Source organism: Schumannella sp. GW821-FHT10F01 (assembly GCF_058809295.1).
Map to the genome: position 1 here is coordinate 92,412 of NZ_JBXASM010000005.1, position 14,913 is coordinate 107,324.

At 73.7% G+C, this 14,913-nt stretch carries 15 protein-coding genes; 10 read left to right on the plus strand and 5 right to left on the minus strand.

Annotation, left to right across the window (positions count from 1 at the left end; genetic code table 11):
* Positions 1-27: 27 nt before the first annotated feature.
* Positions 28-1,071 carry a LacI family DNA-binding transcriptional regulator gene (locus AC1RSJ_RS07795; protein WP_493117788.1) on the minus strand — a complete coding sequence of 348 codons (1,044 nt, stop codon included), beginning with the start codon at positions 1,069-1,071 and terminating at the stop codon, positions 28-30.
* 178 nt (positions 1,072-1,249) lie between these two features.
* Between AC1RSJ_RS07795 and AC1RSJ_RS07800 the strand changes: the two genes are divergently transcribed.
* Positions 1,250-2,002, plus strand: coding sequence for a hypothetical protein (locus AC1RSJ_RS07800; protein ID WP_493117789.1), 753 nt, complete (start codon positions 1,250-1,252; stop codon positions 2,000-2,002).
* 15 nt (positions 2,003-2,017) lie between these two features.
* Here AC1RSJ_RS07800 and AC1RSJ_RS07805 read toward each other — a convergent pair whose 3' ends face one another.
* The 3 genes from AC1RSJ_RS07805 to AC1RSJ_RS07815 all read right to left on the minus strand — a co-directional run bounded on the left by AC1RSJ_RS07805 (position 2,018) and on the right by AC1RSJ_RS07815 (position 4,943).
* Positions 2,018-2,947, minus strand: a complete 930-nt coding sequence (locus AC1RSJ_RS07805; protein ID WP_493117790.1) for an AEC family transporter — start codon at positions 2,945-2,947, stop codon at positions 2,018-2,020.
* A 119-nt stretch (positions 2,948-3,066) separates the two neighbouring features.
* Entirely contained in the window at positions 3,067-3,957 is an 891-nt protein-coding gene (locus tag AC1RSJ_RS07810) for a siderophore-interacting protein (protein WP_493117791.1), read from the minus strand.
* On the minus strand, positions 3,957-4,943 hold the full coding sequence (locus AC1RSJ_RS07815) for an iron-siderophore ABC transporter substrate-binding protein (RefSeq protein ID WP_493117792.1): 987 nt from the start codon (positions 4,941-4,943) through the stop codon (positions 3,957-3,959). The genes AC1RSJ_RS07810 and AC1RSJ_RS07815 overlap by 1 nt, the downstream gene beginning before the upstream one ends.
* 131 nt (positions 4,944-5,074) lie before the next feature.
* Between AC1RSJ_RS07815 and AC1RSJ_RS07820 the strand changes: the two genes are divergently transcribed.
* The 4 genes from AC1RSJ_RS07820 (at position 5,075) to AC1RSJ_RS07835 (ending at position 9,514) form a co-directional block, all read left to right on the plus strand.
* Complete coding sequence (locus AC1RSJ_RS07820) at positions 5,075-6,091, plus strand: FecCD family ABC transporter permease (protein ID WP_493117903.1); 1,017 nt, start codon at positions 5,075-5,077, stop codon at positions 6,089-6,091.
* Positions 6,092-6,096: 5 nt separating this feature from the next.
* Positions 6,097-7,134 carry a FecCD family ABC transporter permease gene (locus AC1RSJ_RS07825; protein WP_493117793.1) on the plus strand — a complete coding sequence of 346 codons (1,038 nt, stop codon included), beginning with the start codon at positions 6,097-6,099 and terminating at the stop codon, positions 7,132-7,134.
* Positions 7,131-8,015: an ABC transporter ATP-binding protein gene (locus tag AC1RSJ_RS07830; protein WP_493117794.1), complete on the plus strand. Its 885-nt coding sequence runs from the start codon at positions 7,131-7,133 to the stop codon at positions 8,013-8,015. The genes AC1RSJ_RS07825 and AC1RSJ_RS07830 overlap by 4 nt, the downstream gene beginning before the upstream one ends.
* A 104-nt stretch (positions 8,016-8,119) precedes the next feature.
* Positions 8,120-9,514: a DUF6421 family protein gene (locus AC1RSJ_RS07835; protein ID WP_493117795.1), complete on the plus strand. Its 1,395-nt coding sequence runs from the start codon at positions 8,120-8,122 to the stop codon at positions 9,512-9,514.
* A gap of 107 nt (positions 9,515-9,621) precedes the next feature.
* Here the strand turns inward: AC1RSJ_RS07835 and AC1RSJ_RS07840 are convergent, their stop codons facing one another.
* Entirely contained in the window at positions 9,622-10,221 is a 600-nt protein-coding gene (locus AC1RSJ_RS07840) for a DnaJ family domain-containing protein (protein WP_493117796.1), read from the minus strand.
* An 84-nt stretch (positions 10,222-10,305) separates the two neighbouring features.
* On the opposite strand from AC1RSJ_RS07840, the gene AC1RSJ_RS07845 reads away from it, so the two are divergent.
* The 5 genes from AC1RSJ_RS07845 to AC1RSJ_RS07865 all read left to right on the plus strand — a co-directional run bounded on the left by AC1RSJ_RS07845 (position 10,306) and on the right by AC1RSJ_RS07865 (position 14,880).
* Positions 10,306-10,566, plus strand: coding sequence for a YkvA family protein (locus AC1RSJ_RS07845; RefSeq protein WP_493117797.1), 261 nt, complete (start codon positions 10,306-10,308; stop codon positions 10,564-10,566).
* Positions 10,567-10,705: 139 nt separating this feature from the next.
* Positions 10,706-12,046 (plus strand): sensor histidine kinase, encoded by a 1,341-nt coding sequence (locus AC1RSJ_RS07850; protein ID WP_493117798.1) that lies wholly within the window; start codon positions 10,706-10,708, stop codon positions 12,044-12,046.
* Positions 12,043-12,747 (plus strand): response regulator, encoded by a 705-nt coding sequence (locus tag AC1RSJ_RS07855; RefSeq protein ID WP_493117799.1) that lies wholly within the window; start codon positions 12,043-12,045, stop codon positions 12,745-12,747. The genes AC1RSJ_RS07850 and AC1RSJ_RS07855 overlap by 4 nt, the downstream gene beginning before the upstream one ends.
* Before the next feature lie 97 nt (positions 12,748-12,844).
* Positions 12,845-13,729 (plus strand): ABC transporter ATP-binding protein, encoded by an 885-nt coding sequence (locus tag AC1RSJ_RS07860; RefSeq protein ID WP_493117800.1) that lies wholly within the window; start codon positions 12,845-12,847, stop codon positions 13,727-13,729.
* A complete protein-coding gene (locus AC1RSJ_RS07865; protein ID WP_493117801.1) occupies positions 13,726-14,880 on the plus strand; it encodes an ABC transporter permease in 1,155 nt (384 codons plus the stop codon). Before AC1RSJ_RS07860 ends, AC1RSJ_RS07865 begins: the two co-directional genes overlap by 4 nt.
* Positions 14,881-14,913: the final 33 nt, after the last annotated feature.

Here is a 14,913-nt window from a genome sequence, read left to right on the forward strand (position 1 = left end):
TTCGTGGTGCTGTTCGGGTGGCGGACGTCAGCGTCCGCCGGGGGCTGCTGTCGAGTCGCGGACGAGGAGCCGCGCCGGCGGCAGGTCGACCTCCGCGGGCGCGTCGCCGTCGAGGACGGCGAGCAGCGCATGCGCCGCCGCCTCGCCCCAGAGCGCCACCTCGGTGGCGACGCTCGTCAGAGCCGGGAAGAGATGCTCCCCGATCTCGCTGCCGTCGAAGCCGGTCACCGAGAGGTCGCGAGGCACCCGCAGGCCGCGCGCGTGGGCCACGCCGATGCCCGCGATCGCCATCGGGTCGTTCGCGTAGACGATGGCGGTGGGCGGATCGGGCAGATCGAGCAGCTCGGCGGTGGCGCGGGCGCCGTCCGCCGCGCCGAAGTCGGTCACGGCGACGAGCGCCTGGAGGGAGCGAGCGCCCGCCGCCCGCTCGAACTCGGCCCGGCGGCGCGAGCCGTGGAGCATCCGCTGCGGCCCCGCGACGTGCGCGATCCGGCGGTGCCCGAGGTCGGCGAGGTGGTCGACGGCCTCGCGGATGCCCTGCTCGTCGTCCAGCGCCACGGACGCGATCGCCGCGCCGGAGTCGACGACGGCGTCGGAGTCCGGTCGCCCCAGCGTCACGGCGGGCAGCCCCAGCCCGGCGACGAGCGCGATCCGCTCGTCGTGCGCGCGGAGATCGGTCACGAAGACGCCGTCCACTCGTCGGCCGCTCGCGAGCCGCTCGTACTCCGCGCGCTCGCGGTCCGCGTCGGGCACCATCGCGAGCGTCAGCGACCAGCCGATCGGCGAGAGCGCGCGCTCGACTCCGGCGATGAACGCCGGGAAGAACGGATCCGCCGACAGCACCGCCGGGTCGCGGGCGATGACGAGCCCGAGGGTCTCGGCACGGTCGGTGGCGAGCGAGCGGGCGGTCGCACTCGGCGTCCAGCCGAGCTCGTCGGCCACGCGGAGGATGCGCTCGCGCGTCGCGTCGGAGACGCCGGGGCGGCGGTTGAGGGCGAGCGAGACGAGGCCCTTGCTGACGCCGGCGCGCTCGGCGACATCGACGATCGTCGTGCTGCTGCGCCGCGGCATCCGCTCCTCCTTGGGCCGATGCCGTTGATCTAAACCGGTTTAGACGACATGTGGCTCGAGTTGCCAGACGGCTCCCAGGGCGGACCGCGGAGCCGCACCGTCGCGGCGCCGTCCCGAACAGGGGGTCGGACCTTCCCTGACGGCGACCTATCCTCGACGAGGACCGGAGGGGGTCGTCGTGTTCGGACGCAAGAAGGTGCGGCAGCAGACCGCGGGAGCGGCGACGGGAGCGGCCGCCGGCCCCGCCGTCGTCCGCGCCTCGACGCCGGACGGCGAGGCCTCCGTGATCGCAGCGCAGCAGGCGTCCACGCTGCTGTTCGACTCGCTCGTGAAGCCGCTGCGACTGCAGCAGGGCCTGCCGGGCGAGGCCGTCGCGCTCGTGCTCGGCGCGCTCGCCGGGCACGCCTGCCAGGTCGCCGCCGTGCACGGCGTGCAGACCGGACGAGCCGAGTACGCCGCACTCGCGAATCCGCTCGTCACCGTCCAGACGCGCGACGGCCAGAACCTGCTCATGGGCGACGCGATCAACCGGCCCCTCATGGAGTCCGCGCTCTCGGCCTGGGGCCTGTCGGCCGGCATCCTGCAGAAGATGGGCCGCCCGATCCCCGATCTCATCCCGCTGGTGCGGCACAGCGTCGACACCGCCGGCACGCCGGAGTTCGGCGTCGTGCGCGGTCTGCCCGCGTCCGTCGCGGGGCTGGGTCCGCGTGCCGCGCTGCGCTACTGGCCGCTCGTCGCCGCCGCCACGCAGAGCGTCCCGGACCTGGACCACGTGCCGCTCGCGATCGCGCTCGCCTTCCAGCGGCAGGCGCAGACCGAGGACGCGGTCGACCCGTCCTCCGACGTCTCGGGGCTCGTCCGCATCCTCATGGAGAGCGCGCTCACGACGGCGAAGATCCAGGCGCTCCCGGAGGAGCTCGGCGCGGGCTGAGCCGGCCGGGCTCGATCAGCCCGAGGGCTGCAGCAGCGCCGCGACGACGAAGATCACCGGTACGGCGGCGATCGTCGTGAGCAGCACCGTGTCGCGCGCGAGCACCGTGCCGCGGTCGTAGCGCACCGCGTAGTTCGTCATGTTCTGCGCCGAGGGCAGCGCCGCGACGATCGTCGAGGCCGCGAGCACGTGGTGCGGCAGGTGGAACACCCACGCGCCGAGCGCGAAGGCGACCGCCGGCATCACCACCGACTTCAGCACGGTCGCGACGAGGATGGCGCGCCGGCCGGAGCCGGGAGCGAGCGGGCGCTGCCCGCGCAGCGACATCCCGAACGCGAGCAGCACCAGCGGCACCGCCGCGCCGCCGAGCACCTTCAGCGGCTCGAGGATCACCGGCGGCACGGTCACGCCGGTCAGCGCCACGACCAGTCCGAGCACCGAGCCGAGGATGATCGGGTTGCGCAGCGGCGAGGTGACGATCCCGGCCACGGAGGCCCGGCCGCGCGTCGTCACGTCGAGGATGCCGAGCACGATCGGCGCCATGATCAGCAGCTGCAGCAGCAGGATCGGCGCGACGAACTGCGGGTCGCCGATGACGTACGTCGCGACCGGAAGGCCGATGTTGTTCGCGTTGACGTAGCCGCCGAGGGCGGCGCCGAGGGTCGTCTCGGCCGCCGGCATCCGGAAGAACAGCCGCGACGCGATCACGAACAGCAGGGCCATGACGGCCGCGGAGATCGCCGCGACGAGCAGGAACGGCGAGAACACCACCGCGAGATCAGCGCGCGCGAGCACGGTGAACAGCAGCGCCGGGCTCGCGACGAAGAAGGCGACCCGGTTGAGGGCGACGCCGGCACCCGGCCCGACCACCTGGAACCGCGCGACCAGGTACCCGGCCGCGATCACGATCCCGATGATCGCGAATCCGGTCAGCACCCCCAGCACGTGCTCCAGTCTCGCGGATGCGCATCCGCGTGCGGGGCCGTTGCCATCAGCCGGATGGCTGAGCCTGTCGAAGCCGCGTGCAGCAGTCGCCCTTCGACAGGCTCAGGGATCCGGTCGGACTACCTCCGGCGGCGCTCCGGGCGCCAGTAGGCGCAGAAGTCGACCCGGTCGCGCGGCACCCCGGCGGCCTCCGCGCGCTTGCGCACGCCGAGCGCGAACGAGGCCTCGCCGACCGCGTAGACGTAGTCGACGCCGGCGAACAGCTCGTCGTCGAGGTACGGCTCGATCGCCGACTCCCCCGCCGGACCCTGGCGGATGATCCAGCGGACGTCGGCCTCCGCCTCGGTCGGCAGCTCGCGGATGTCCTCGCCGTGCGGCACCTCGAGCAGCACCCGGGCACGGGTGCCGGGCTCGAGACTGCGGGTGATCCCCTCGACGCCGGGCAACCCGGTCTCGTCGGAGAGGATCACCACGCGGCCGGCGGACTCGGCCCGGAAGATGACGCCCTGGTCGAGGAAGCCGATGCGGTCGCCGGGCCGCGCGGCCGTCGCCCACCCGGCCGCGAGCCCCTCGACCGCGCCGGACGCCGACGCGTGCACCACGAAGTCGACGTCGAGCTCCCAGCCGTCCGTGGTGAGCCGGCTGTCGCGCAGCGTGTAGTTGCGCACCGGCGGTCGGTCGTCCTCCGGCAGTCCGAGCCAGCGCTGGTACCAGCCCTCGGCCCCGCCGTGCGGCAGGGTGAGCGCGCCCGCGGCGTTCGGCAGGAACAGCCGGAACCACTGGTCGTGCCCGCGCGACGTGAAGCGCTCGCCGAAGCCCTCGTCGACGCCCGTCAGCACGACGCGCACGAAGCTGTGCGAGGGGCGCTCGACGCGGACGACGCGCAGCTCCTCGACGACGGCGGCACCCGGGCGCACCGGCTGGGTGCGCGAGAGCTCCTCGGTCTCGGTCTCCTCGGTCTCGGTCTCCTCGGTGCCGGTCTCCTCCGTCGCGGCGTCGGCGGTGCTCATCAGGCCGACTCGGCCTTCTCGATCATCGGCACGAACTTCTCGACGAGGTAGCCCTGCGCGAGCACCGAGCCGATCGAGAACGCGTTCGAGATGTCCTGGTCGTCGAGCACGATCGCGTGTCCGCTCTGCACGGCCGGGATCGTCGACCAGAGCGGCTGGTCGGTGATCTTCGAGGCCTCGATGAAGATCGGGAACGCGACGAGCAGGTCGGCGTCGAGCAGGTCGAGCTGCTCGGACGAGATCTTGGCCGAGAAGCCGTCGGCGGGCAGGGCCGCGATGGTCGGGCTCTGCGTGAAGCCGATCGCCTGGAGGAACGCGAGGCGGGTGTCGCCGTCGACGTAGGCGCCCCAGCCGTCGCTCGTGTAGGCCGCGACGGTGGCGGTCTTCCCGGCCCACTCGGGGTGCGCGTCCTTCACCTTCGCGTACTCGGCGTCGACGTCGGCCAGCAGGGTCTTCGCCTTCTGCGGCACGCCGAGCGCGGTCGCGATCATGGTGAGCTGCTCGTCGCTCGGGGTGAGGTAGTTCAGGCCGTCCTCGGGGATGCCGACGGTCGGCGCGATCGACTTCAGCTTCGCGTAGCGCTTCTCGTCGCCGGAGCCCTTCACGTCGAGGATCAGGTCGGGCTTGAGCGCCGCGATCTTCTCGTACTCGGGCTCGAGCGTGCCGATGATCTCGGGCGCGGTGTCGTACCTGCCCTTCGCCCACGGGCCGACGCCCTCGCCGCCGAAGCCGAGCCAGTCGGAGGCGCCGACCGGCTGCACGCCGAGCGCGAGCGCGGCCTCCGCGTCGCCCCAGCCGAGCGCGACGACCCGCTTCGGGGCCTCCTTCACGGTGACGTCGCCGAACTTCGTCGCGATCGTGGCGGGGTAGGCGGATCCGGCGCCGGACGAGCCGGAGTCGGACGAGCCGGCCCCTCCGGAAGCGCAGGCGCTCAGGGCGAGCACGGCGGTCACGGCCGCGGCCAGGACGATCGGGAGTCTTCTCATTCGGGGGCTCTCAGGGTCGGGGGTCACGAACGACAGTTAGGTTAGCCTAAGCTCAGACCGTGTCAGCCGGGAGCACGGTGCCGGGCGTCGAGCCCACCGCCGAGGAGCGCCTTGCCGATCGGCGCGCCCGGATGCGGCCGGGCACGGTGCGCGCCGTCGGCCTCGCCGCCGCGCTGATCGCCCTCGTCGCGGCGGTCGTGCTGAGCCTCGCGATCGGCTCGCGCGTCATCCCGTTCGACGACGTCGTGCGCGCGCTCGGCGACCTCGTCTCGGGGCGCCCGGCCACCGGATCCGACGCCGTCGTCATCACGACCGCGCGCGTGCCGCGCACGGCGATCGCCATCGCGGCCGGCATCGGGCTCGGGCTCGCCGGCGCGCTCATCCAGGCCGTGACGCGCAATCCGCTCGCGGACCCCGGCGTGCTCGGCGTCACCTACGGCTCGGGCTTCGCGATCGCGCTCGCCGTCGGCCTGCTCGGCATCACCTCGCCGGCCGGGTACCTCGGGTTCGGCCTGGCGGGCGCGCTGCTGACGACGATCGCCGTGTACGCGATCGGCGCGCGCGGTCGCGGCTCCGCGGACCCCGCGCGCCTCACCCTCGCCGGCGTCGCCCTCAGCGCCGTGCTGCTCGGCATCACGACCGGGATGTCGCTCGCCGACCCGCGCACCTTCGACGTGCTGCGGGCGTGGCGCTCCGGCTCGCTGCAGGATCGCGGCTGGGACGACCTGCTGCCGGCGCTGCCCGTGATCGCGGCCGGCGTCGTGCTCGCGCTCGCCCTCGGACCGGCGCTCAACGCCGTCGCGCTCGGGGACGACCTGGCGACCGCGATCGGTGCGAACCTCACGATCGTGCGGGCGGCCTCCGTGATCGCCGTGACCCTCCTCGCCGGCGGCGCCACCGCGATCGCCGGGCCGATCGCGTTCGTGGGCCTGATGATCCCGCACGTCGCCCGCTGGATCACCGGGCCCGACCAGCGCTGGATCCTCGTGTACACGCTCGTGCTGTCGCCCGTGCTGCTGCTGGCCGCGGACGTCGTCGGCCGCGTCGCGCTCCGCCCGGCGGAGCTGCCGGTCGGCATCGTCACCGCAGCCCTCGGCGCGCCGGTGCTCATCGCGCTCGTGCGCCGCAGCCGGGCGAGCGCACTGTGAGCGCCGTGGCGGAGACCGCCCGCCCGACCCCGCCGCCGAGGGAGGCGCCACGTCGTCGCGCGCGTCCCGGCGACGGGCGCCGGCGCATCGTCGTGCTCGCGCTCTCCGTGCTGGTGGTGGCCGGCCTGGTGATCGGGCTCTGCGTCGGCGACTTCCCGCTGAGCCCGCCCGAGGTGCTGAAGGCGCTCGTCGTCGACGACGGCTCGTTCGCGCACGACCTCGTCGCGAACTGGCGTCTGCCCCGCGCGCTCGCCGGCGCCGTCTTCGGCGCCGCGCTCGCCGTCTCCGGCGCCGTCTTCCAGACGCTGACCCGCAACCCGCTCGGCTCGCCCGACGTGATCGGCTTCGGCACCGGCGCCTACACGGGCGCGCTGCTGGCGACGATCGCGTTCGGCGGCGCGGCCTTCAGCGTGGAGGGCGGCGCGCTCGTCGGAGGCCTCGTCACGGCCGGGCTCGTCTACCTGCTCGCCTGGCGCAACGGCGTGCAGGGCTTCCGGCTCATCATCGTCGGCATCGGCGTCACCGGGGTGCTCGGCGCCGTGAACACGTACCTGCTGCTGCGCGGCAAGCTGGAGGCGGCGCTCGCCGGTGCGATCTGGGGATCCGGCTCGCTCTCCCTCGTCGGCTGGCCGCAGCTCGTCGTCGTGCTCGTCGCGGTGCTCGCACTCGGCGCCGCGCTCGTCGTGCTCGCGCCCGGGATGCGCCAGCTCGAGCTCGGCGACGACGCCGCACGCGCCCACGGCATGCGGGTGGAGCCGGTGCGGCTCGCGCTCGTCGTGGTCGGCGTCGCGCTGACCGCCGTCGTCACCGCCACCGCCGGCCCGATCGCGTTCATCGCCCTCGCCGCCCCGCAGGTCGCCGCCCGGCTGACCCGCGGTCCCGGCATCCCGCTCGTGCCGTCGGCGCTGCTCGGCGCCGTGCTGCTGCTCGCCTCGGACCAGATCGCGCAGCACGCGCTGCCCGACGTGCCCGTCGGCGTCGTGACGGTCTGCGTCGGCGGCCTCTACCTGCTCTGGCTGCTCGTGAGGGAGGCCCGCCGATGACCGGCACCGACGACGCCGGGACGACCGCGTCCCGACTGCACGCCGACGGCGCAGCGCCGCCCCGACTGCACGCCGACGGCGCAGCGCCGCCCCGACTGCACGCCGACGGCGTGACGCTCGCCTACGACCGGCGGGTGATCGCGGAGGGGCTCGACGTCGCCATCCCCGACGGCTCGTTCACCGTGATCGTCGGCCCGAACGCCTGCGGCAAGTCGACGCTGCTCCGCTCGCTCGCACGGCTGCTCCCGCCGACCGCGGGCGCCGTGCTGCTCGACGGCACGGCGCTCGGCGAGTACGGGCCGAAGGAGGTCGCGCGGCAGGTCGGCCTGCTGCCGCAGTCGTCGACGGCACCGGACGGCATCACGGTCGCGGACCTCGTCGCACGCGGACGCTACCCGCACCAGGGCCTGTTCCGGCAGTGGACCTCAGCCGATCGCGACGCGGTGGAGCGCGCCATGACCGCCACCGAGGTCGCCGAGCTCGCCGACCGGCACGTCGACGAGCTCTCCGGCGGGCAGCGCCAGCGAGTCTGGGCAGCGATGGCGCTCGCGCAGGAGACGCCGATCCTGCTGCTCGACGAGCCGACGACCTACCTCGACATCGCGCACCAGATCGAGCTGCTCGACCTGTTCGCGCGGCTGCACCGCGAGGGCTCGACGCTCGTCGCCGTGCTGCACGACCTCAACCACGCCGCCCGGTACGCCACGCACCTCATCGCGATGAAGGCCGGCCGCGTCGTGGCCGAGGGGGTGCCGTCAGACATCGTCACGGCCGAGCTCGTCGAGGAGGTCTTCGGGCTCGCCTGCGTGGTCATCCCGGACCCCGAGACCGGCACCCCGCTCGTCGTGCCGCGGGCCGGGCGCCGCCCCGCGGGTCCCTGAGCCGAGGAAACCTGCGCCGCCGGGCCGTCGCGCGCAACTTTCCCGCGTCTACCGCACGGCATCCGCGAGCGCCGTTTCCTAGCCTGGAAGGGAGAGGAGGCGCCATGACCATCAACGCCAGCACCCCGTCCATCATCGGACAGCCCGAGGTCGTCGAGGACGTGCGCGACGCCTCCCTCGCCGAGACCTCGGAGGCCTGGACGCTGCTCAAGTCCGCCGCGACCGAGCTCCAGCCGCTGCAGGTCAAGGACGGCAGCGTGCCCGCGGCCGCCGACCACGAGCGCGCCCGCGAGCTGGTGGCGCGCATCGTCGCCGGCATCCGCGCCCTCGCCCCGGCGTTCCCGCACGACGCCGAGTACCTCGCGGCGCTGCCGGCCGACTTCGAGCGCTGGGTCGACGGCGGCTTCGGCGTGCCCGACTTCCTCGACTCGCTCGTGGCCTTCCAACCGCAGCGCGATCGCGTCGACGGACTGCGGCACCTCGTCGTGTTCCCGATGCAGACGCAGAACGGCTCCGCCGACCGGCACGTCGAGGCGCTCATCGTCGAGACGATCTGGCCCGAGTTCATCGCCCGGCTCGAGGAGACGTACACGAACCGGCTCTTCGTCTCGCTGCGCCTCGTGGACTTCACGCCCGGCTACGACACCAATTCCGCGGTGCTGTTCCCGGAGACCGTCGCCATGCGCGAGATCCCGGCCTTCACCTGGGGCGCGATCTTCCAGGACCGCGAGTCCGCGCGCTACCGCCGGGTGGTCCGCGCGGCCGCCGACATCACGAAGCTCGATCTGACCCCGCTCGACGCGGCGATGCTCGACGACCAGGCCGCCACGGAGGCGACCTTCGTGATGTGGGACCTCATCCACGACCGCTCGCACATGCGCGGCGACCTGCCGTTCGATCCGTTCATGATCAAGCAGCGGATGCCGTTCTTCCTCTACTCCCTCGAGGAGCTGCGGTGCGACCTCACCGCCTTCCGCGAGTGCGTGCGGCTGGGGGAGGCCGACGACACGGACGCCGAGACGGCCGACCAGGCGCGCCGCGTGCAGCACGCGATCCTGTTCGACCGGATCTTCCGGTTCCCGCTCACCGGCACCCGCGTGCGCAACTACGACGGGCTCGGCGGCCAGCTGCTGTTCGCGTGGCTGCATCAGCGCGGCGTGCTCGCGTGGACGGACACCCAGCTCGCGATCGACTGGGACGCGCTGCCGGCCGCGGTGATCGCGCTGTCGGATGCCATCAACGAGCTCTACTGGCGCAGCATCGACCGCCCGAAGACGGCGCACTGGCTCGCCGCCTACGAGCTCGTGCGCGGCACCCTGACGCCGCACCCGGCGTCGGCGTGGGCACACGGCCTGCCGGACGAGGTGCTCGCCGGCGCGCCGAAGGGGTTCACGGACGCCGTGCTCGACGACGAGTTCCCCCTGTCGATGTTCTACGAGGCGCTCGGCAAGAAGATGACCGACGTGATCGAGTCGACGAAGGGCATCACCGGCCGCTGAGTGACCCGCCGCACTGCTCCCGATGGCTGAGCAGCGACGAGGGAGCGTATCGAAGCCTCACGCTTGCACACGTGGGCTTCGATACGGCCCTCGTTCCTCGGGCCCACTCAGCCGTCGGCGTTGCCGCGGCGACGGAACCAGCGGCGGCGCGCCGGACGCGCCGGCTCCGACGCGGGAGCAGCCTCCGCCTCGGCTCGCGCCGCCTCGCGACGCTCGCGCCAGGCGGCGACCTCGGCGTCCACGTCGCGCGTCGGCGTCACCACGGGCGGCCCGCCCTGCAGCTGCCGGCGGGCGTCGACGACCCGCCGGTTGAAGTCGCCGAGCACCTCGCGCACGTCGGCCTCGCGGTGCAGCCGGTCGATCCGCCGCTCGAGGTCGGCGGCCTCCGACCGCAGCGTCAGCGCCGGCGGTCCGAGCCCGGTGAGGTTCTCGCGCTCGATCTTGCGCCGGATCCACCAGTCCGGGTCGTGGCGGCCGCCGAGCCCCGGCAGCGGCTTGCCGGCGCCGGGGAGGTCGTCGAAGTCGCCCCGCCGGATCGCCTGCTGCAGCGTGCCCTCGATGAAGGCGGTGCGCTCGTCCATCGTCATGGCGCCGGCCTCGGTCGGCTCGTCGGCATCCGCGTCGCCGGCGGACTCCGCGGCCATCCGGTCGACGGCGTAGCGCGCCGCCGACAGCTTCGGATCGCGCTCGCCGCGCCGGTCGGACATGGTCGTCCCAGGCTACGAGGCCATGCCGGCCCTCCGCTCGGATCTCGGAGCATGCACCGAGGAAGCGCACGTACGCTCCCCCGCATGAGCGCACCCCGTCAGCCCGGAGAGCACCCCCGCCCGCGTCGCCACGTGCTCGCCGCCGTGCTGGTCGGGCTCGCCGCGATCGCCTACGGCGTCTCGCCGATCGACATCATCCCCGAGCTGCTGGCTGGGCCCCTCGGCCTCGTCGACGACGCGGGCGTGCTCGTCGCCGCCGGCATCGCGATCTGGAAGCTGCTCGGCGGCCGCCGCGGTCCCGCGAGCGGGCAGGCCGGTCCCGGTCCGGTGCCGCCCGCGCGCTGATCCGCTCCGCCGCACGCGCACGGATCCGCTCCGCCGCACGGGGGAGGCGCCCGCGCATCCGGCTCCCTAGGCTCGGCACGTGGTCCGGTTCCGGGGAGCATCCGCCGGCGAGAGGGACGATTCCCCTCGCGGTGACGCCGTGACCCCGGAACGCGCCGCGAAAGGGCACTCGGATGCCGCTCCCGACGAGCCGGACTGGCGTCGTCCGCCTCCCACCCGCTCCGAGCAGCTCGCCGATCTCGCGATCGCGCTCGGGATCACCGTCGCGGCCGCGATCGCCGTCGGGCTGTACGGCGTCGCCGGCGTGTACGACGATCCGGCGCCCGGCTGGGTGACCGGCCTCTGGATCTTCGCGATCTCGCTGCCGCTCGCCCTGCGCCGCCGGTACCCGATCGCGGTCGGCATCGTCGTGGCCGCCGTCTTCGCGGTCGGCCAGATCTCGCAGGTGCCCGACCTGCTGGTGTCGAACATCGCCCTGTTCCTCGCGATCTACACGATCGGCGCCTGGTCGCCGAGCCGGCGCTCGGCCCTGATCGGGCGCCTCGTCATCGTCACCGGGATGTTCGTCTGGCTGGTCGTGTCGATGTTCTTCCAGGCGACGGATCCGGACAGCCTGCCCGGCTTCTCGCGCGTCGGCGCGTTCTCGCCGCTCGTCGCGTTCATGCTCGTGCAGCTGCTCGTCAACGTGCTCTACTTCGGCGGCGCCTGGTTCTTCGGCGAGCGCGCGATGGCCTCCGCCCGCGAGCGCGCGCTGCTCGAGCAGCGCACGGCCGAGCTGGAGCTCGAGCGCGAGCGGTCGGCGGCGCAGGCCGTGACGCTGGAGCGGCTGCGGATCGCCCGCGAGCTGCACGATGTCGTCGCGCACCACGTCTCGGTGATGGGCATCCAGGCCGGCGCCGCCCGCACGGTGATCGACGTCGACCCCGCCGCCGCCCGGACGGCGCTGAGCACCGTGGAGCAGACCTCGCGCACGGCCATCGACGAGCTGCACGGCCTGCTGTTCACGCTCCGCGACCACGGCGACGACGACGCGTCGGCGCCGGGCGCGGCGCAGCTGCCGCAGCTCGTCGCCGACTCGGAGGCCGCCGGCCTGCCGACGACGCTGACGATCGTCGGCGAGCCGCATCCGCTGCCCGCCGGCGTCGAGGTCAACCTGTACCGCGTGGCCCAGGAGGCGCTGACGAACGTGCGCAAGCACGCGGGCGTCGACGCCGCCGCCGATGTGCGGCTGCGCTTCGACGCCGCCGTCGTGGAACTCGAGATCGGCAACACGGGCGTCGTGCCGGGCCGGCGATCGGCGCGCGGACTCGGACTGGTCGGGATGCGCGAGCGCGTGACGGCGAGCGGCGGCACGCTCGAGGCTGGTCCGCGGTCCCGGGGCGGCTGGCTCGTGCGCGCCAGCGTGCCGCTCGGCGTGCCGTCCGCCGCCCCGCTCGACGCCCGGTCCGGCGTCCCGTCTTCCGGGCGGAGCGGCGCATGAGCGTGCGGGTGCTCCTCGTCGACGACCAGGAGCTCGTGCGCACCGGCTTCCGCGCCATCCTCTCCGCCCAGCCCGGCATCGAGGTCGTGGCGGAAGCCGGCGACGGCGCCGCCGCGGTGGCCGCCGTCGCCGCGCACGATCCCGATGTCGTCTGCATGGACGTGCAGATGCCCGGCATGGACGGCCTCGCCGCCACCCGCGAGATCGTCGCCGTCGGTGCGCGCGCGTCGGTGCTCGTGCTCACCACGTTCGACCGCGACGACTACCTGTTCGAGGCGCTCGACGCGGGGGCGAGCGGCTTCCTGCTCAAGACCGCCGGACCCGAGCAGCTCGTCGAGGCGGTGCGCGTGCTCGCGACCGGCGATGCGCTGCTGTCGCCCGCGGTGACGCGGCGCGTGATCGAGCGCTTCGGCGGGGAGGCGAGCGGAGCCGGCGGTGGATCCGGCGGCGCCGCGTCCGCCGCATCCGCCCCGTCCGCTCCCGCCGCCGACCCCGCGTTCGACGAGCTGACCGACCGCGAGGCGGAGGTGCTCGGGCTCGTCGCGAGCGGGCTCTCGAACGCCGAGATCGCGGCGCGGCTCGTGCTCGGCGAGGCGACGGTGAAGACGCACGTGTCGAACGTGCTGCTCAAGCTCGGCGTGCGCGATCGGGTGCAGGCCGTCGTCCGCGCCTACCGCTCCGGCTTCGCCCGAGTCGACTGACGCACCCGGCCACCGCGCGCCTCCCCCCTGAGGCGGAGGCCGTGATCCCACCGGGAGGGGGATCCGCACCGGGTCGGCGCTCCGTAGCGTGAGAGCCATGCTGGAACTGCGTGGAATCGAGAAGCACTACGGCTCGCGCCGGGTGCTCGACGACGTCGGCTTCGACGTCGCGGGCGGGCGGATGACGGGCTTCGTCGGCGGCAACGGCGCCGGGAAGACGACGACGATGCGCATCATCCTCGGCGTGCTCGCCGCGGATGCCGGCACCGTCTCGCTCGACGGACGGCCGCTCGGCGCCGCCGAGCGCCGCCGCTTCGGGTACATGCCCGAGGAGCGAGGCCTCTACCCGAAGATGCCGCTGCGCGAGCAGCTCGTCTACCTCGCCCGGCTGCACGGCCTGACCGCGAGTGCGTCCGCCCGCAACGCCGACGACCTCATCGATCGGCTCGGGCTCGGCGAGCGCCGCGACGAGCTGATCGAGAAGCTCTCGCTCGGCAACCAGCAGCGCGCCCAGATCGCCGCCGCGCTCGTGCACGGTCCGGACATGCTCGTGCTCGACGAGCCGTTCTCGGGCCTCGACCCGATGGCCGTCGACACGGTCGTCGGGGTGCTCCGCGAGTACGCCGGAGCCGGGGTGCCGGTGCTGTTCTCCAGCCACCAGCTCGACATCGTCGAGCGGCTCTGCGACGACCTCGTCATCATCGCCGGCGGGGCCATCCGCGCGTCCGGGTCTCGCGACACGCTGCGCGACGAGCACGCCGGCCTCCGCTACGAGCTGCTCGGCTCCGCCGACGCCGGCTGGCTGCGCGCGCAGCCGGGCATCCGCGTCGTCGAGTTCGACGCCGGGTTCGCCGTGTTCGACGCGGACGACGAGGCGGCCGTGCAGGCCGTGCTGCGCGAGGCCGTGTCGCGCGGCGACGTCATGACATTCGCCCGCCGGCGACCGACGCTGGCCGAGATCTTCCGGGAGGTCGTCCGATGAGCACCGCCGTCAGCACCCCGTCCACGCCGTCCGGATCGCCGCGCGGCCCGGTCTCCGACTCGCCGCGCATCGGCACCGCCGAGGCCGCCTGGCTGGTCGCCCGCCGCGAGATCCGGATGCGCCTGCGGTCGAAGTCGTTCCTCGTCTCCACGGGACTGCTGTTCCTGCTCGCGATCGTCGGCATCGTCGCGGGCAGCATCTTCGGCGCCGACGCCGGCAAGTCGACGGTCGCGATCACCTCGGATGCGCCGGCCGCCGTCTCGAAGCAGCTCGGCGCCGACAAGCTGATCACCGTCACGAAGGCGGACGATCGCGCCGCCGCCGAGCGGCTCGTGAAGTCGGGCAAGGCCGACTCGGCGATCGTCGGCGACGACGGCCCGCTCGGCTACCGGATCATCGCCGAGAAGGACGCTCCCACCGCGCTGGTGCAGACGCTGAGCGTCTCGCCGCCCGTGACGCTCCTCGAGCGGGACGACCAGAACGCGGGCATCCGCTACCTCGTCGCGCTCGGCTTCGGGCTCGTGTTCTTCATGTCGGCGATGACCTTCGGCTCGACCATCGCGCAGTCGGTGGTCGAGGAGAAGTCGACGCGCGTGATCGAGATCCTCATCGCCGCCATCCCGGCCCGGGCGCTGCTCGCGGGCAAGATCATCGGCACGTCGCTGCTCGCGTTCGCGCAGATCGCGATCCTGCTGGCGATCGGAGTGGTCGGGCTCACGGTCACGGGGCAGACGGCGCTGCTCGCCGGGCTCGGCGCGCCACTGGTCTGGTTCGCGGTGTTCTTCGCCTTCGGCTTCGTGCTGCTCGCCGCCCTGTTCGCGGCGACCGGCGCCCTCGTCTCGCGGATGGAGGACATCGCCTCGACGACCACCCCGGTCACGATGCTGGTGATGATCCCGTACTTCCTGGTGATCTTCGCGAACGACAACCCGCTCGTGGTCGGCATCATGTCGTACGTGCCGTTCTCCGCCCCGGTCGGGATGCCGCTGCGGCTGTTCCTCGGCGACGCGCAGTGGTGGGAGCCGCTCATCGCGCTCGTGCTGCTCGTGCTCACCACACTCGCCGTGCTCATGCTCGGCGCCCGCATCTACGAGCGCGCGCTGCTGCGGCTCGGCGCACGGGTGCCGTGGCGGGAGGCCCTGCGCGGCTGAGCCCCTCCGGTTCCGCGTACGCGTGTGCCGATC